This window comes from Deinococcus fonticola, from assembly GCF_004634215.1.
GTDB lineage: Bacteria > Deinococcota > Deinococci > Deinococcales > Deinococcaceae > Deinococcus > Deinococcus fonticola.
Window position 1 is genome coordinate 12,363 of record NZ_SMMH01000001.1, and the last position, 17,361, is coordinate 29,723.

Consider the following 17,361-nt stretch of genomic DNA (forward strand, 5'->3'; position numbering starts at 1 on the left):
CCTCACAGGGAGTTGCCACTGATGCTCAGAACACTGCCGGAGAATGCCGACATGTCCAGCAGCTTTGTGGTGATGTACATCGTGGTCATGCCGGTCTGGCTTGGGACGGCAATACCCGGGGATAGCCAGCGGGCAACGGCCGTGTCCATCAGCACCTCGGCGAGCGGCGCGTAGCTAGGAGAGGACGGGGCAGTGCCGTACGCCCTGGTCCAATCACTGGCGGCATATGAGTTGTTGTTGTAGAACCTGACCCACGCCCTGCCGGTCACTCCGGTGTTGGAGATGCCAATCCCAGACACAACAAAGCACTTAGTCTTCGAAATCGACAGGGAGAAGACAGTTGGGGACGCGGCGCTGGATCCGTTGACAGACACCATACTGTTGCCTGCCGTGGAGCCGTTGATCGCCTCCGACCACAACAGGGCCGGAGGGGTGCCGGAGCCCGAGACGAGGACCAGTCCGGACGTGCTCGGCGCGGGGACCTCGTTGATGGGCCGCCAGCTCATACCACCAAAGCCGTCCGCGCTGAGGACGTGCCCAGCGACGGCTGTTGCCGTGCCGCTGATGCTCTCCGCCCCGGCCACCCCTGTCACGTTGCCGCGCCCAGCGGATGCGAATCCGACCCTGGTCACCAGCGCCTGAGTGGTCCAGTTGGACTCCACGGATGACGTGGATATAACGTACTTCACGTACCCGCCCCAGCGCATCGGACCAGACAGGTAGCCACTGGACGGGATGCTGTAGGTGTAGGCGTTGATCACGCTGTTGCTGCCGGTGTCGTTGTAGATGCCAAAGAGCCAGTTCTCATTGGCGGCGAGGGAGATGTCGCTGAAGGTGAATCGCAGGAATCCCGAAGTGGCATCGGTGGGGGTGTTTGTGCTAAAGATCGGCGCTGAGGTTGGCGCGCCGGTCGTGCCGTTGACCTTGACGGCAACCCCAACCGCCCCCACGGTCAGCGTCTGAGCCGGGATCATGATCTCCATAGTGTTGACCACGGTGTTCTTGAGGATCAGGGCGCGGCTGCCAATCACCCTGCCGGCCGTCGGGATTCGACCGTTGGTGATCACGTTAGCGCCGGGCTGCGTACTTGCGGACATGAAGTTCACATTCCCCAGGCTGACGTTCTCCCATGCGCTCGAGCCGTCCGGCTGCGTCATCAGCGCCTGCCGGTCGGTTCCTCCGGCAGGCATCGACCCGCCGCCAGCTGCAGGGGTGCCCCACTGGGCGGCGAAGTCTGCGTCGCTGGTCTTGATCAGGGCCTGGCCGACGGTGCCACCCGCGGGGAGCAGTTGCGCGGAGATGTCCGCGGTCTTTGCGTATGGGGTGAGGTCTGGGGCTGGGACGGCTTCCAGCGCATCGACGCGACCGTCAAGCGCAGCCAGATCCGTGGTCTTTGCGTAGGGGGTGAGATCGGGCTCGGGTCTCGCCTCCAACGCATCAACGCGGGTGCCGACCCCGCTCACGGTGTTCGTGAGCGCCGCAACCACGCTGTCGTCTTCGGCGAGCGCTGCGGCGATCTCTTGAAGGGTATCCAGGGCCTCTGGAGCAGCTCCGACCACGGCGGTGATCCGGGTGTCCACGTCGCCATGGGTTGCGTAGGTTGCACCCAGCCCGTCCACCCTAGCCTCCAGGGCGTTGTGCTCTGCGGTCAAGCTTGCCACCGTCTGAGCGTTGGCCTTGCCGCCCAGAAGGTCGTCGGTCTCGGTGCGGGTGTAGTAGGCGCTCAGGTCAGGCGTTGCGTTCTCCAAGGTGGTCACGCGGGCGTCCAGAGCGGCGACGGTGCTGATCTGAGCCAGGTGGGGAACCTCGCCTTCGAGGGCGTCGACACGGGCGTCCAGAGCCGTGACGGCGGTCATGTCTGCCGGGGTGCCGGGTTCGCCTTGAGGGCCAGCAGGACCCTGAGGGCCGACGGGGCCGGGTTCACCCTGAGGGCCAGCGGGACCCTGAGGGCCGACGGTGCCGGGTTCACCCTGGGGGCCGGTGGGACCCTGAGGGCCGACGGGGCCAGGCTCACCCTGAGGACCGACGGGACCCTGAGGGCCGGTGGGTCCGGTGATGACCTCGCCGCCGTTGACCGGGCCAGCAGGCGCGGGCACAACCTGCACTTTGATGGTGATCGGCTCGTTGTCTTGATATTGCAGGGTGACTTCGCTCATTTTGCGGCTCCTATCGTGATGGTCTTGGTGGCGTCTGCGCTGGCGATGATGGGCATGTCCGCGACGGTGTCCACCATGTCGAGCCCGTCGAGCACGTAGCTGCGTTGAAGGTCTGAGTAGTTCACGCGGGGGTCAGCCATCAGCGCCGCCGATGTCGCTGGCGGCAGGTGGCAGCTCAGGCGGTAGCCGGTTCCGTGGGGCGCGCCCTTCACCGTGATCTCTCCCAACAGCGCGCCGTCGGGCTTGTTGCCTCGCACTTGCCAGGTCCACGTGCTGTTCTGATACTCAGAAAGCTTCTCGGGGGTGAGCGGACTGCCGCCATCGCCGCCGAAGTCCAAAAACCACAACATTGTGTCCCCGCGCCTCACCGTCATGCTGAGCTGAATCGGGGCGTTGTCTTTGAGTTCAATCATTGCTACCTCCAGAGGTAGAGGGTTGCTCCCAGCGGGTTGCCGGGCTGGTCTCCGCTGGTGATGGTGAAGGTGATGGTCCCGCCCACCGGATCAACGTCCGCCGGGCCGTATGGAACGCCAGTCGGGGCGTAGTTGCTGTTGACCGAGTTGGTGTTGTACGGGTTGAAGAGTGCTTCATCGCTCACGGTGTCCACCCACACGGACCCATCCCCCAGTGCGAGCATGCCCCTGGTGTAGCCTGCGGGGATGCTGAACCGCAACAGCGCGGGCAGCTTGAGCGCCTCTTCGCCGTCCGGGTTGAACGGGGCTTCCACAGGGCGGTAGGGAAGCCATGTCGCGCCGGAGTCCGTGCTGATCTCCCCTGTGAGCCGCTTCTCCGCGTCCGCTTTGTTGCCCAGCGCCAGCGGGAATGACCCGTAGCCGTTCGGTTGGGTGAAGTAGCGGATTTCCGGGCCCGACGGGGTGTAGATGTAGGGCGTGATTGGCGCGATCATGTCGATCTGACCGCTGATGGGCGCGGTGCTCCAAAGCTCATTCAGGCCCCTCCATAGCGGTTGCCCACTCACCTTGTCTACCAAGTTTTGATTGCTGGTCGCGGCGATGGCTGGTCGCCCGGTGGTGCCCGCGAGTTCGGCGTGGTACCACTCGCTGCCGCTTTCCCCGATCTTGATCATGCCTGAGATCGGGACGGCGATGGTCTCGACGGGCCCAGCCTTCGCGCCGCTCTGCCAGTCCACGGCGTCCCAGCTCGTCCACCCAGCGCCCGCGAGTTGCGTCGCGGCGGTAGAGGGGTTGCCAGTGAAAGGCGCGGTGCCGACGATGCGCGGGGCCCACGGTAGGTTCGCGCCAATCACGCCCTCGACTTGAGTCGCGGTCCCACCCGTGATCTGGCCGCTAGCGTTCCTTGTGTAGCTGCCCATGCTCCAGTAGGTGATGGTCGCTTCCGTGCCGCCCTTGCTCCAGGTGCAGCGAGCCGCCGCGATGGACGGCACAAGCAGGTTCGCCGCCACCTGTCCGGAGGCATTGACGTATATCCAGTTGGCGTTGTTGCTGGTGGTGGTCAGGTATGCCTCCCCGTCAAGGGTGTAGCCGGCGGTATGAGCGCGTAGCAAACTGCCCGCGATCCTCGTCCCTGGCGCAAAGAGGTTCCCCGGACCGGAAGACTTGAAGGGCCCGCCGGAAGGTTCATCTACCAGGAAGAAGAAAGGCGAAGCCGCGACGCCAACCTCATATGGCGTGTGCCTGCCCCGCGTGAGCAGTTCACTGGTCAGTACCTTCTGGCCTCGCTTCTCGCTGCGGGGCTCGGGAACTTGCCGGGTCTGTTGCGCGGCTGGCGTCTGAGCCCTGGGCCTTGCGCCCCTGGAGTTGACCACGCTCTGCGGGTCTGAGGGCTTGCCGCAGAGCATCTGCATGAGCTTACGGGGGTCATTCATGCTCTCACCTGCCGCAGACTCGCCACGTGATGCCCGCCTCTTTGCGCACCTGGATAAGGCTGCGGGGGCGAAGCCAGATGGGGCAGAGGGCTATGACGATCTGGCCGTCTTCCAGCTCCACGCGCACCTGCCCCTCGTCAAGGTTCCTGATCACGGTTGCGCTCATGATCTCCACATCTGCCACCCCCTCAGGTCAGGCTCCGGGTCGTGACGCTCTCAATGAAGCCGTCCGGCCCATCCGTGATCTCGACGCTCCGGACTGCCGCGTTCCGCCTCGCGCCGACAGGCGTGAAGTAGTGGCGCACGCGGGTGATGGTCGGGCGGTAGTTGAGTAGCAGGTTCTGCGCGATGGTCTCCAGGTCGAGGGCATTCCACGCCCACGCCACCGCAACGTCCACGGGATCACCGTGCCCGCCAGTGTTCAGCTCATAGAAGTAGGTGAAGCCCGCGCCCGTGCCGCCGTGCGCGGTGTTCGCGCCGGTCTCCTCGCGCTTCTTCTCCTCTTCCTCGGCCGCCTCTTTCTCGGCCGCCTCCTGGGCCTTTATGATGTCGCTTTTCTCTTCTCTCAGCGACAGCTGGCTCCAGGTAGGAATCTGCCGCTCTTTGGGCAACGGGTCCTCCAGGTACTCTTCCACAAGCTCTGACACGTTCTTGTCTTTGACACGGCGCGGGGTGTCGGTGCCGATTGCGCTCTCGCTGATAGGCGAGCGCTCCGTCCTCCATCCCGTGGTCTTTGGCTTGCCGTCCACTGTCTCAATAAGCGGGACCTTGACGGTGTGCCAGCCGCTCACGGTGCGGCTCCAGATCCCCGCGTCGTTCACCCGCGCCCAACTCTCCGTGGTCTTCTTCTCGTCGCTCAGATAGAAGGCACCGTCAGGTCCGCGCTGCATCGTGGTCTCGGTGTTGCTGATGAGGGTCAGGTGCCCATCTGATGACCAGGTGTTGACTACCTCGCCGGTGGTCTCCTTCACCTTCACCATGCCGTTGCCTACGTTGTCATAGCTGATCGTGGTCTTTGTGACGCTCAACTCGCGCTGCGCTGCGTCAAGCACCGTTGTGGTGGTTGAGCTGCTCAGTAGCGCGTCTAATACCTCCTGAACCGTGGTGGTATAGGTGCCGTCCGCGTTGCGCCGCGTGAAGCCCGTTGCAGACTTGCCGCGCGTCTCGGTCGTGCTGGTGATGGTGTTGCCGCTCTTACTCAGCGTGGTCGTGGTGACCTGGCCGTCAGCTGTTGCGGTTGAGGTATAGGTGCCGTCATTGCCCTCCGCGAAGATGTCCTCAGCGGTCTTATCTTCTGGCTCGGGCACGGCGGTGGTGATGAACTGCCTGCTTGTCACATAGCGGTCATCCCATCCCTTGCCCGCCTTTGGCCACATGCTGATGGTGTACTCCGTCTGCGCCAGTAGCCCGCCGATGGTCATGTAGTGCTTGTGATCTACAATCTTAGTCTTCTTGCTGTCTAGCGCGAGCTCTTCCCAGACAACGCGCTTGCCGTTGCGGGTGATCTCAACCACGTAGTCCACGCCGCCCTCTTCCCAGCTGAGCGTAGCGCCTGAGCTGGAGGCTGTGACACTGAGGCTATCGGCCTTGGCCCCAAGATACGGTATGTCCACGGTCACGCTCTCAGTCGGCGGCGCGGCGTTGGGGTCAATCGGCGGGGTGTCAAATACGCGCTCAACTGTGATGGTCCAGCGGGTATCTGGGTCTAGATTCTCCAACCACGCAGCGCCGTACCCCTCAAACTCCTGAGGCTTCGGGTTGGGCTGGGGAGACATATCCTGCCCGGGAACCTCCACCTGGGTAGCAGTGAAGAGATACTTACTATCGCTCTGTGACATCCACGTCAAAGCCACGCGGCCGTCGAAGGCGGTTGCCTTGAGCCCAATGTTGCTGGTCAGCGGAGAGAGTAGCGCAGCAATCGCGCCGCCCATCCCGTAGCGCAATTCCAGGTGCGGCGTGCCGGTCTTCTCGTTGCGGACTGTGACGTAGTTCACTGGTACAACGCGGAACCAGTAGGTGCCCGGCCCTGCGTTGCTGATGTAGGCCACCTTGAGCTCTCCCGGCTTCGCCTGGCTCAGGGATTCCCAGCTTCCATCGGGTGCCGCTGCGGGCGTGAGCAGCCCCAGACGCATATCTTCCACCTGCGCCTGGCTCGGCCTCATCACCTGAAGCTCAGTTGCGCGGGTGTCCGGCAGGCCGTGATAGATGATCTGCATCCGGGCGAAGGGTTCAGTGGGGATAAAAAGCCCCGGATTCTTGGGGTCGGGTGCGGGCTCACCGGCCTCAATCCACCTCACCGTCGGCGCGAGAATGTTGGGGTTGACCATCGCCTCCGCCACTGCCGCCTTCGTCTCTGGGGTGTCCGGCATCGGGTCGCCATCGTTGACGCCCTGAATGCCGGTATCAATGGCTTCCCTGAGCGGGTCGACCTGCGCCCCCGTGATCCTGATCAGTCGCGGCACGCTAGGGGTGACCATGCTTTCGGACGCGAACTCATGCGGCGCGTCAAAGACAATGTCCTCGACCGCGAAGGCGGGGGTGATCACGCCGTGCGCTGATTCATCGGGGTCGTCCTGCACGATGCGGTAGCCCAGGGGTTGCAGCAGTTGCAACGCGGTGTCCCGGCCCGGCTTGAGCTGCTCAAGGAAGGGCGGGTGTACCCACATGTCGCTCAGCCACCAGACGCTGCCCTGAGCCAGGTTCGGATCAAGCCAGTTCAGCAGCTGGCCAAAGGTGACCTTGCCACTCAGCCCCGCCGCGCCGCTATCCCCCCAGTTGATGGTGTTCTGCTGCACCACGGGCAGGGTGGTGGTTTTGGCGTTGGGGTCAAAGTTGTACTCGCCGATGCCACGCAACGGGCCGTAGCTTGCCGTTCCGATTCCCAGGCTCAGCCCGGTCATGTTGCGGAAGCTGCGCCCGTCATCCGCCAGTTCAAGCGTGCCGGTGATGGGGTTGCCGGCGTCGTCGGCCGAGAGTTGCACGGAATAGAGGGGCAGGCTCTGGTTGTTCTTGCTTCTCAACACACTGCACCTCCTTAGATGTCGTCCAGCACGGTGATCCTGAAGCTGTAGCTCGCAACCCTGTAGGTCCCGCCGCGCCCAAGGATGAACTTGAAGCTGGGCGCTTCAAGCACGATTGCCCGGGTCACGATCAGCGCCGTGCCGTCAGCCAGCACCCCGGGGAAGGTCGCGGGGAACTCAGTCCCCGCCTTCCAGAGGTCCCAGATCTGACGTGCGTCCGTTGCGTCAACTACAACCTTCTCATCCGCGCTGCACTCGATGACTAGCGGGTCCACGCTTGTGGTATCCACGGCGACAAAGCCGCCAGCCCACAGTCTGCGGACCTGCTTGCCGTTGCTGCCGCCGATGAGCTTCATCACGGGCTTGAAGGCCCAGGTGCGCCCGTTGACAATCATGTCTGCCATGTCTCACCCCCTGGTCGCGGTCCTCGCGCGCTGCCCGGCGGAGATCTCCGCAGAAAGCTGCTGTGCAAGTTGCTTCGCGTTCGGCGTCATGCCGGCCACGTTGATGTTGTACGTCACGTTTCCGCTGTAGGTCACGCCGTTCGCGCTCTGCACCTTGCTGGTGCCTGCCCCGGCCACGGTCGCCCGCCTCTCCAGGGTCAGCAGCTGCTGTATAGCCGGGCTCACGCGCTGCACGAAGGCATCGCCGATCAGCTTTCCGATCGGGGTCACGCTGGCGGGGTTGATCTTGAGATCGATCACCACCTGCTGCTTGGCGACCTGCTGCACCTGCTTGGCGAACTGCTGGCTCTGTGTGAGCGCCTTGCTCGCCGCCAAGTCGAGGGCGCGCACGGTGGCCATGGCCCCCGAGAGACTGCGTTCGACGTCCTGCGCTGAGCTGCGGATGCGGTCCTCGCCGGACTTCCGGAGCTCGGCGATCTTGTCATCAACGGCTTTGACGCTAGCATCACGCGCGGCGGTGTCTGAGAGGCCCCGAAACGCGCGCTCAATGGCAGATTTCTGCTCCTCCAGGCTCTTGACCTGGTTCTCAATGCCTGCGTTGATCGCGTCCCCGTAGGTTTTGTTTGCGTCCACCACGGCGCGCATGGCGTCAGCCGCCTCTTTCGAGTCGGCCCCGTACTGGCTGATGGTCTCTTTCAGGTTGCTCTGGGCGGTGTCCTGATTGGCTTTCGCACGGTCTTCGAGCTGGCTGAACACGCTCTGGTCGCCTGCGCGGGAGGCGAGATCACCGAGGCTACCTGCGAGCTGGTCTGCGCTGCTCTTGAGCGCGTCATACATGCTCCTCAGCTTGCCCACAGCCTCGGCGGCCTTGCTGGTGTCGCCGGCTGCACGCTGCATGGCGGCTGTGACGTCAGAAACGCTGTTCTCGGCGATGTCTCCGCCCTGCGCGGTGCCTCTGAGCGTGCGGCTGAGCGCGTCCCCGCTCTCGGTGGCGCGCTTCATGGCGGCGTCGGCGTCCTGCACGGCCCGCTCGAACTGATTGGCAAACGAGGCATCGGAGGCTTCCCGCATCTTCGCGTTGAAGTCTGAGACGGCGTCAGTCAGGCTGCGCTGAGCCTCCTGGGCGCGCTTGATGTCGTCGGCCTGTTCGCGACTCAGCCCGTTCAGGTCACGGTTGAGTTGCACCCGCTTGTCCAGCAGCGGGTTGATGACAGCCTGTGAACGCCCCTGTTGCGCGTACAGCGTGATCAGGCCCTCGTTCAGCGCCTGCTCCTGCTGAAGCTGGACGTAGAGCGCCTGACGTGCGGCGGTGCGATCTGCCAGGCTCTGCGCGTCCTGAACAGCGGCGCGGGCCATGTTGGTCGCGTTGTCCAGGTGAGCACGCGACTCGGCGATGGCGGCCTGGCGGCTCTGCTCCATGCTGCGCACGATCTGGCGCTGCAGGTCGTCACGTTTCGCCAGCAGCCCGTTGACCTCTTCCAGTCCAGCCCCTTGCGAGCGCGCGTAGGCGGCGGAGCGGTCGTAGAAGTCAGCCGTCGCTGCCAGGTTCTCGCGCTGCTGGGCGGATACCTGCTCGCGCACGTGCTCCGAGACGGTGATCTCTGCCAGCAGGCTGTTCTGCTCCTGAGCCTGGCTGATCAGCTCTTCGCCCTGCCGCAGCACCTGTTCACGCAAGTCACGCTGAGCCTGCATGACGGCCAGCTGAGCGGTCATCACGTCACGCTTGCGCTGCTCCTGCTGTTCCGGCGTCTCAGCACTGCTCGCGGTCAGCAGGTCTTGCCTGGCTTTCAGCTCCTCCCGTAGCGCGCCGATGACCCGCATCTGGGCTGAGACGGCCTGATCGGCGCTCTGGGCGGTCTGCACGCCGTATTCAGCGGCTGCGCGAGCGGTGTCGCGCTGGCTCTGCGCCAGGGCTTCGCTGGCGGCTCTGGCTTCCTTGACGGCGGCGGCGATCCTGTCGCTGGCCTCCGCCTGGATGGCCGTCATCTCCTGCCGCGTGGTCACGGTGAGGGTGCGCATGTCGGCCTGGTACTGCTTGGTCCAGGCGCTGCGGTCTGACTGGCTGAGGGTCTTGTCGCCCAGCTTGGCGTTGAGGTCTGATGTCAGCTTCTGGCTGTCGGCGGCGTACTTGGCGTTCAGCGCGTCCTGCTTGGCCCTGGCGATCTTCTGCGCATTGGCAGTCTCGACCTGCAAGATCTTCGCGGCGTTGCCCTCAGCAGCTTTGAGTTCACGGTCGTAGGCGAATTCGGCGGCCTGCACGCGGGCTTCTGCCGCGTCCTGGTAGCCCTTCAGCTCGGCGGCTCTGATGGCCTCGCTGCGCTTCCTCGCCTCTGTGACCTGCTTCTGGGTGAAGTCGGCGTCGTCCTGGGCCCATTTGGCGCGGACGGCGGCCACCTCTTTGCGGGTTGCCTCTTTGATCTCGGCTTCACGCCCAAGGCCTTTGTACTTCTTCAGCTCCTCCTGGCCCTTGCGCTCCACTTCGGCAATCTCGGCGTCCCGCATGGCGTTGCGCTTCTTCATGCCGTCTTCCATGGCGGTGATGCGCTCTTTCTCAGCGGCACGCGCCCTGTCAGCCAGCGCTTTGGTCAGGTCGGCCCCCAGGTCGGCTTTCACTTGCGCGATGGCCTGGGCGCGCAGGTTCTCGATGTCTCTGGCGGCCTTGGCGCGCATCTCTGAGGTCTTGAAGGTCTCATTGGCGCTCTTCCTGAGCCCGTCATACTGGGTTTTGACCTTGTCCAGCGACTTCTCCAGGCCGGTCAGCCCGTCGTTTCTGATCCCGGCCTGCAAGCCCTGAAGCTGCTTGGCGAAGTCAGGCCAGTTCTGCGCGTCCTGGGCAACGTCTTGCAGGTGTGACAGGCGACCCTTGAGCTGCTCGAGCCTCACCCCGAGCAGGTCGACCTGGCCCTGAGCGTCCCTGACCTGCTTCTGGTCGATCATACCTTGAGCGGCTTGCTTCTGCAGCTCGATGACCCGCTGTTTGGCGCGCTCCAGGGCGTCCTCGGTGCCCATGATGGCGAGGGTGAACTGGCGCGCCTTGCCGTCGTACTGCGTGCCAGCGGTGCCCTGCTCGGCTTCGGCCAGGCGGCGGTCGAACTCGGCGTTCTTCTTCTCGTTCTCCTCTGCGATCTTGTCGTAGTAGCGCGTCGCAAGATTCAGCGCGAGACCGATAGCAGCGACGGCGGCGACCCACGGGTTGGCAATCAGCACGGCCCCCATGGCGGCAATCTTGGCCTGTGCTGCGACGAACAGACCCGAGGCGGCGGCGGCGATGGTGGCCTGTGCGGCATACACGCCGTATGCGCCAGCAGCCAGCAGGATCGGCGGCACGATGGCCTTCGCGTAGCTCACCACGGTGCCGATGACCTTCGCAAAGGCGGTCAGCGCGGTGGCGGCGATGTTCAGGCCCTTGGTGAAGTCGCCTACGAATTCGGCCCCGAGCGCCTTCTTGGCGTCATCCCAGGCCGTCTTCAGCTTGCCAGCCTGGCCTGCCAGCCCGCCGGTCATCGCCGCCAGGCCGTCCATCTCGCCACTTGCGATCACAGCGGTGTTGAGCAGGTCTGCCATGGCCTTGTTCTGTTCGAGCTTGTTCAGCTCGCCAGTGGTCTTGCCGGCGCTTTTGGCGACTTTCTCCAGCGACTTGCTGAAGTTCTCAGAGATGCCGATGCCGTCCAGTAGGTCGGATTGGCCGGTTGCGAGGGTCTTGGCGATAGCGTCCACGCCAGCCGCGGCGTCCCTGCCCATGTTAAGTGCACTGGCTGCGCCTGCTTTCGCGAAGAGGGTGGCCTGTTCAAGGCTTGCCCCCTGTTTGACGAAGGTGGCGATGGCGTCTTCGGCCTGCTGCTGGCTGATATTGAGGCTCTTGGCGAGATCGGTGGCAGCGGCCCCGCCAGCATCCATCTCGATTCGGTTGCGAGCGAGCTGCTTGCCAAACAGCTCATGGCTCACGCGTGCGGAGTCGGCGGCCTTGGCGGCCTCGTACAGACCGGTAGCGGCGGCTCCGACGCCAGCGAATGCGGCCAGCGGGTTAGCCATCCCAGCGAATCCGAAGTTGATCGGGGCCACAGAGCCCGCGGCGTGGCTCATGGCCTGAATCGCGGCCGTGATGGCGTTGAGCTGCGCCGTGGTCGGGCCGTGGTAGTTCAGGCGCAGGTTGAGCGTCAGGCTGCCCACGCCGCTCTTGAAGTTGTTAATGAGTGTCTTGCTCTGGTTCAGCCCGTTCCTCAAGCCGGTGAGGTCAACGCCAGTTGTGACCTTGATATCTGCCATGTGCCACCTCCTCTATCAGGTGCTTCTGACGGCCTTGAGCACCTCGCGCCGCGCCACCCACAACGCGCGCAGGGCTGCCGCGCTCACATGAGGGGCGGGTGCGGGGTTGCCGGGTGTCCTGCCGAAATACGGTGGCTGAGACGATGAAGGTTGCCAGCCGCCGAGGCCTGATGCGCGTCCAGTAGCGCCGTCGAAACCCATGCTCCCGGGGTTGAAGCCTTCAACCAGCGACGCATACTGCGCCTGGCTGTAGATGCGCACGATGCCCGCGCCCGCCGGGGTCGCGCCGAAGAGGCTCCGCAGCCTGCCAGTCGGCGGGTGCGCGTGCGGCTGCCCGTAGATGCTGCGCTGCAAGCTCGCCTCACCCATTGCCTGGGCTTCATTCGCCATCAGGGTCGGCAGGGTGCTCTGTAGCGCTGTCACCTTCGCTTCCAGCCTGGCGATCTTCCGCAGCGCTCCGCTCACGTCCACTGTCATCCTGTACCCCCTCTACCAGGCTCCAGTCGATCTGCGCCGCCGGTATCGCGTCCAATTCGGCGTCGAAGCCACGGGCCTTTTTGATCTCCTGAATGCGCAGGCCCAACTCGGTGCCCACCGGGTCGACAATCCGCAGTAGTCGCAACCGCTCCTCACTGAATGGCTCGGTGCTGATATCGCTCTCCTCGGTCTGCGGCTTCTTGCTCTTTGTGCCGGTGCCGATGTCTTTTGTCACAGTGAGATCGTCAATGCGGCTGAGACGGTCTCGGGCCTGCCAGATGAGATAGCCCTCTCCCAGCGCGGCTTCAATCCAGCTCAACGGCCAGCGTCGCATGATCTCCCAGCCCTGCGGCCCCCACAGCCCGATCACACGGGTAGGCAGGTCGCGGGTGTCCTCGGGTAGGTCGACGCTGGCCTCGGCGATCAAATCCCGAAGCTCACCGTCCTCGTGTTCGCCGCTACCACCATCTTCTGGTAGCGGCTCAGGAACTTTCCCAGGGTATCCATGGCGTTCAGCTCCCAGAGGGCATCGGCGAGCCTCAGCGTGTCGGGAAAGTTCGGCCTGTCTGGGATCGGCGTCGACGTGGCGAAGCGGGCCAGCCTGGCGATCAGCTCAGATGGCACGGCGCTGAAGTCCGGCTCTCCACCCTTCTCAGATGCATCAAACAGCGCCTGACCGAATGTGGCGACGAACTCCATCACGTCGTTGCCGGCGGCCTCCAGCACCTCCCAGTCCCAGGGGGTGAGCGGCACGCGGCCAAAGCTGCACTTCACGATCATGCCCCGCACCTCCAACTGTTCGGGCAAAAATACCCGGTCTCCCAAAAATGATTCCAGCTCAGCCCCCACGTTGGCGGGGGCTGAGGCTTTTAGGTGATGCTATCGAAGAGAATCTTCGCTGCCGGGCCGACGTCAGCCTGGTTGAGGATGAAGGTCACGCCCCAGGGGTAGACAACATCAACCGCACCCATCAGCGCAGCGGGAACCTTCCAGGTCACGCCGCTCGGGGCGCCCCGCAGCTCGAACTCGAGGCCGGGCGCGGTGGTGTCCGTGGTCTCGCCGGTACCCGTCAGCGTAGCGCCGGGGCGGAAGACAACCCGGCTCTTGGAACCCGCGCCGCTGTTGGTGATGCGCAGGGCCGCGCCGGTGTTGACGCCTTCAGCGCCGTTGTCGAAGATGGGCGCGTCTTTGTATGCGCCGGTCGCTGCAACCTTGTCAGGCGTGCTGCCCGCATGCAGCCCCAGCACGTCGAGGTCGCGGGTCACAGTGGTGAAGTCTTCGCCACGCGTGACGCTCGTCACCTCCGTGAACAAGGTGACTTGCGGGCCGCCTTCGAGGGTGTTGGGAACTTTGAAGTCGTCGGTCTGGCGATCACGCACAGGGGTCAGGCTCGTGACGATGCCCAGCGAGATGATCTCGGTCGTGCCGGCGCGCTTGAACAGGACGGCATGCGCAACGCCACGGGAGACGCTGGCCGCGCTCAGGTGAGTAGCGGCGTTCTTGATGGTCAGGGTAGAAAGGTCTACTGCCATGTTGGTACCTCCAGGGGGTATAGGGTCAGGTATGAGAGGCGGATGCCGGTGCCGAGGGTGTCGAGCATGACCTCGCGGCCAGCCGGTCGGAAGGTCGGGTCCAGGGGGTCGCCCGTCATCGCCTCGGCGGCGAGATCAGCAAGTCGGTACGCTTCGCTCTCATCGCTGTGGATGCAGACGAAGTGGACCGTTGCTTCTGTGAACCACTGATCCAGGGGCGTCAGGTCTGGGTCCTGCAGCTGCACAAACCCGCGCGGATTCTCAGCCAGGAAGGCCGCGAGGCCAGAGGCTCCTGGTCTGAGCTTGCTGCTGAAGCGCGAGATGTCATCGGCCTGGCGAGGTGTGACAATCTTGACGCCAAGGGCCAGCAGGCGCTGAATCACTTCGTCCACGTCAACGCACCTGCCCTTGTCATCGTCCAGAAGGACTCGCTCCCGATTGCCAGCAGCTCGACCCGGCCAAAGCGCGGATGGTTGCACCAGCTGCCAATGGGCGGCCAGTCCTCCAGGGTCGGCACGTCGTCGGGGTGAATGCGCAAGATCGCCTCAGCGCGCTCAAACTCGGGCATGACGCGCAGCTGCTCAACCGTGCGCGCGGGCAGGTCTTGCAGTGCCGCAACCCCGCACCGGCAGGTCTTCGTGGTGGTCACGCTGAGGCCGTTGGGGTCTCCAATGAGCTTCTCTGAGTGCGTCCAGGTCAGGGTCTCCGGGTAGAGTTCTGCGCTGAAGTCCCGCAAGAGCTGCTGCGCGAGCATCTGGTACTCGTGCATGATCAGTATTCCTCGGGCAACACTAGCCGGGAAGCGCGCATGGCAGCCGTGCCGGTTGCGCCCCCCGTGCTCGCCTCAAGCAGGCGCGAGATCCGGCCACGCTCTGCCAGAAGCAGCCTCATGATCCCCACGCGGTCGTATCTGACGGTCAGCTGTCCCGGCGCTGTGAACTCATCGGGCCGGGTCGCCACTACGGCGAGCTCCATCCCGATGAGCTCGACCAGCATCGAGCGATAGATGAACACGTCGTCCTCGCTGTCGTAGGTCGCATACAACTGCTTGAGCCACGCCTCAAGCTCAGCGGCAGTCGTGAACCCGAGATCGCCCGGGCGCAGGCGGTACCGTTGCAACAGGGTTTTGATCGGGTCCACGGCTCACCTCACTTCGCTGCGGTTCTGCGGTTCGTCGCGGTCTTGGGCTGCTCCTGCTCCGAGTCAGCCTCTTCGGCCTTCGGGGCAGGGGCAGCCTTCACGGGCGTGCCGTCAGGGTAGACTTCACGCCCGTTCACCATGAAGGTGATGCGCTGGTCAGCCATTCAGATCACTCCTCGTACTGATTGACCGGGGCGTTGTATTTGCTGTTCGTGCTGTTGAATTGCAGCACGGAAGCGCCACCACGGTTGCTCACGCCGAAGCCGAAGAGGGCTTCCCAGGTACGTGCCGTCAGCACGGTGTTTCCTTCCTGGCCCTTGAGACGCAGGCCTTGCAGCACGCGCTGTTCAGGCACACGGCGCTTCAGCACCTTGGGCGCGTTCAGGTCCAGGGCCAGGCTGTAGCCAGCAGGCATCCAGGGCTTGACGAACACGGGGTACATGGCGTTGAAGTAGCCGATCTTGCGGTCACCGGTGTTTCCAGTGTTCAAGGTGTCGGTGCTGATCACGCCATCAGCCCTCATCACGATCACGCCAGCCGCAGTGTCGGCAGCGAAGTTCGGCAGCGCGCGGAAGGCGGCAGCGTCAGCTTCACTGATGTGCAGCACGATGTTGGCGTTCGTGCTGTGCTCGGCCACGGTGTCGACCTGGCCCTGCACGGCGTCATTGCTCAGCGCGGCGCTGTAGAGGTAGTGGTTGTGCCCGCTGCCAAAGGTCTTCCCGTTGGCGTTGACGCCGGGGACCTCGTCGTCGCCGTTGTACAGGGGCACAACCTTGACGCCGTCCAGGGTGCGGCGCTGGATGGTAGGCAGCAGGATGATGTCGTGCACGTTGCTGCTCACGGGATTCAGCAGGGCGGCCAGCATGTCCTCGCGGTTGGCGGTGGCGTAGGCCAGCTGAGCGTCCTCGTTCATGCGGATCAGATCGCGCACGGTGCCGACAAGGGCGAAATGATCGGTCCAGCCGGTGGCGAAGGCGCGGAGCTTCATAGGGAAGCTGCGGCTCGCGCTGCTGCTGGCGCGCTGAGTGCGCACGTTGCCGAACTCGTCCACCTCTTCCATGCGCACGGCGTTGGCGATGGGGGCGGCCTCGGTCAGGTTGGTGGTGGTCTCGGCGATCACGCTGAGGCCCTGGACCACGGCCTGGTTGGTGGCGGTCAGCATGGCGGTGGTCACGGCCAGCGCATTGCTGTAGCCGAACTCGCTCAGCAGCTGGTCGTTCTCGCGCAGCTCGGCCACTTTGTAGACGCCGCTCTGCTTGGCGTTGGGAAGGTAGATCTTGGTCATGTCATGTCTCCTTGTTGAGGGCTCAGGCTCAGGCGGTCTTGACGGCGCTCACGATGACCTGGAGGTCTCGCTTGCTCACGGCGCGGAACACGGGGGTGGTGCTGGCGGTGTCGGCTTCGCGCGCCACGGCGGTCAGGCCGAACAGGTCGCCGGCCGAAAGCCCGGCGGCGTCGTCAGCGTGGAAGCGGTAGCCGTCGCCAAGAACGGTGATTGCCTCACCGGCGTACGCCTTGCGGGGGCTCGTGATGCCGTGGAACACGTCCCCGGCCTTGGCGGCGAACACGCGGCGCATGCCAGCGGCGTCAGCCTTGATGGTGCAGGGGGTGCAGGCTTCCAGGTCCTCACCAGCCTTGAGGCCGGTGATTTGAACTCCAGTCCAGCTCTTGCCGTCGATGTCTGCTTTGGTGCTGATGGTGAACTTCATGGTCTACTCCTTTTAGAAAACGGGGCTGGGGATGTTGATCCCTTCAACCTTGGTCACGTTGGCCGGGGTCGCGCTCGCCTTCGACGGCACGATCACAGGCTGGCTGGCGTTCGCATCTGCGGTCACAGGCTCACCCGTGATCCTCAATGCGGCCTCGAACCCCTTGACGTCGGGGTGGTCAGAGAGAGGCGTGAACCCGGTCTCCGTGCCCTTCTCGTCGCGTGCAGGGATTCCCCACACGTCCTGCTCCACGTCCTCGCCCTTGTCGTTCTTCGACTTGACCTTGCGCAGCTCAGGCACGCCCTGCTCGTCGCGCAGGACCTTGGCCAGCTTGCCGGGATCGAACTTCAGCGCAGCCGCAGCCTTGCCAAACGCGTTCTCACGCTCAAGGGTGTCAGCGGTCGCAGCGCGGGCGAACTTCGCTTCCGCAGCCTTCACGCCGTCCTCGGGCTTCTCCGGGTCAATGCCGAGCTTCTTCAGGGCTTCCTGCGCCTTCGCCAGCTGCTTGCTCACGGTGTCGGAACTTCCGGCGTCGCTCTTCAGCTTGGCAATGGCGGCTTTCGCAGCGTCAGCGGCAGCGTCCTCGTCGTTGGGGTCGAGTTCGAGCCCCAGGTCGGTGATGATCTTGGCATAGACGCGGTGGAAGCGGCGCACACTGGCGTTCTGCTTCTCGCGGTCGGCCACGTCGGCACGTGCAGCCTTGCCGGCGCGCTCAGCGTCCCCGTCGTTGGCGTCGAGGTACTCCTGCCAGGTGCGAGCGCTCAGGATGGGAAGGTGGATCTTGGGGGTCTTCTGCATGTGATACCTCCTG

At 64.4% G+C, this 17,361-nt stretch carries 18 protein-coding genes; all 18 read right to left on the minus strand.

Annotated elements, in window-relative coordinates; all coding sequences use genetic code 11:
• Positions 1–2: 2 nt before the first annotated feature.
• Entirely contained in the window at positions 3–1,856 is a 1,854-nt protein-coding gene (locus E5Z01_RS19325) for a hypothetical protein (RefSeq protein ID WP_240738124.1), read from the minus strand.
• A 296-nt stretch (positions 1,857–2,152) separates the two neighbouring features.
• Positions 2,153–2,569, minus strand: a complete 417-nt coding sequence (locus E5Z01_RS00110; protein ID WP_135227521.1) for a hypothetical protein — start codon at positions 2,567–2,569, stop codon at positions 2,153–2,155.
• Between the two features lie 2 nt (positions 2,570–2,571).
• Positions 2,572–4,002, minus strand: a complete 1,431-nt coding sequence (locus E5Z01_RS00115; protein ID WP_135227522.1) for a hypothetical protein — start codon at positions 4,000–4,002, stop codon at positions 2,572–2,574.
• 4 nt (positions 4,003–4,006) lie between these two features.
• The gene (locus E5Z01_RS19330) at positions 4,007–4,168 is read right to left on the minus strand and encodes a hypothetical protein (protein WP_167757691.1); all 162 of its coding nucleotides are present in this window, start codon (positions 4,166–4,168) and stop codon (positions 4,007–4,009) included.
• Positions 4,169–4,190: 22 nt separating this feature from the next.
• Positions 4,191–7,025 (minus strand): hypothetical protein, encoded by a 2,835-nt coding sequence (locus E5Z01_RS00120; RefSeq protein WP_135227523.1) that lies wholly within the window; start codon positions 7,023–7,025, stop codon positions 4,191–4,193.
• A gap of 11 nt (positions 7,026–7,036) precedes the next feature.
• Entirely contained in the window at positions 7,037–7,426 is a 390-nt protein-coding gene (locus E5Z01_RS00125; protein WP_135227524.1) for a hypothetical protein, read from the minus strand.
• A 3-nt stretch (positions 7,427–7,429) separates the two neighbouring features.
• Positions 7,430–11,692 (minus strand): hypothetical protein, encoded by a 4,263-nt coding sequence (locus tag E5Z01_RS00130; protein ID WP_135227525.1) that lies wholly within the window; start codon positions 11,690–11,692, stop codon positions 7,430–7,432.
• Between the two features lie 15 nt (positions 11,693–11,707).
• On the minus strand, positions 11,708–12,115 hold the full coding sequence (locus E5Z01_RS00135) for a hypothetical protein (RefSeq protein WP_135227526.1): 408 nt from the start codon (positions 12,113–12,115) through the stop codon (positions 11,708–11,710).
• Positions 12,072–12,596, minus strand: a complete 525-nt coding sequence (locus tag E5Z01_RS00140) for a hypothetical protein (RefSeq protein ID WP_135227527.1) — start codon at positions 12,594–12,596, stop codon at positions 12,072–12,074. The genes E5Z01_RS00135 and E5Z01_RS00140 overlap by 44 nt, the downstream gene beginning before the upstream one ends.
• Positions 12,593–12,949 carry a hypothetical protein gene (locus E5Z01_RS00145; protein WP_135227528.1) on the minus strand — a complete coding sequence of 119 codons (357 nt, stop codon included), beginning with the start codon at positions 12,947–12,949 and terminating at the stop codon, positions 12,593–12,595. The genes E5Z01_RS00140 and E5Z01_RS00145 overlap by 4 nt, the downstream gene beginning before the upstream one ends.
• Positions 12,950–13,038: 89 nt before the next feature.
• Positions 13,039–13,701 (minus strand): hypothetical protein, encoded by a 663-nt coding sequence (locus tag E5Z01_RS00150; RefSeq protein WP_135227529.1) that lies wholly within the window; start codon positions 13,699–13,701, stop codon positions 13,039–13,041.
• Positions 13,692–14,093, minus strand: a complete 402-nt coding sequence (locus E5Z01_RS00155) for a hypothetical protein (protein WP_135227530.1) — start codon at positions 14,091–14,093, stop codon at positions 13,692–13,694. The genes E5Z01_RS00150 and E5Z01_RS00155 overlap by 10 nt, the downstream gene beginning before the upstream one ends.
• A complete protein-coding gene (locus tag E5Z01_RS00160) occupies positions 14,081–14,470 on the minus strand; it encodes a hypothetical protein (protein WP_135227531.1) in 390 nt (129 codons plus the stop codon). Before E5Z01_RS00160 ends, E5Z01_RS00155 begins: the two co-directional genes overlap by 13 nt.
• 2 nt (positions 14,471–14,472) lie before the next feature.
• Entirely contained in the window at positions 14,473–14,841 is a 369-nt protein-coding gene (locus E5Z01_RS00165) for a hypothetical protein (protein ID WP_135227532.1), read from the minus strand.
• A gap of 8 nt (positions 14,842–14,849) precedes the next feature.
• Entirely contained in the window at positions 14,850–15,005 is a 156-nt protein-coding gene (locus E5Z01_RS19335) for a hypothetical protein (protein WP_167757692.1), read from the minus strand.
• Positions 15,006–15,010: 5 nt separating this feature from the next.
• Complete coding sequence (locus tag E5Z01_RS00170) at positions 15,011–16,126, minus strand: hypothetical protein (RefSeq protein WP_135227533.1); 1,116 nt, start codon at positions 16,124–16,126, stop codon at positions 15,011–15,013.
• A gap of 28 nt (positions 16,127–16,154) precedes the next feature.
• Positions 16,155–16,550, minus strand: a complete 396-nt coding sequence (locus E5Z01_RS00175) for a hypothetical protein (RefSeq protein WP_135227534.1) — start codon at positions 16,548–16,550, stop codon at positions 16,155–16,157.
• Between the two features lie 12 nt (positions 16,551–16,562).
• Positions 16,563–17,348, minus strand: a complete 786-nt coding sequence (locus E5Z01_RS00180; RefSeq protein WP_135227535.1) for a hypothetical protein — start codon at positions 17,346–17,348, stop codon at positions 16,563–16,565.
• Positions 17,349–17,361 lie beyond the last annotated feature (13 nt).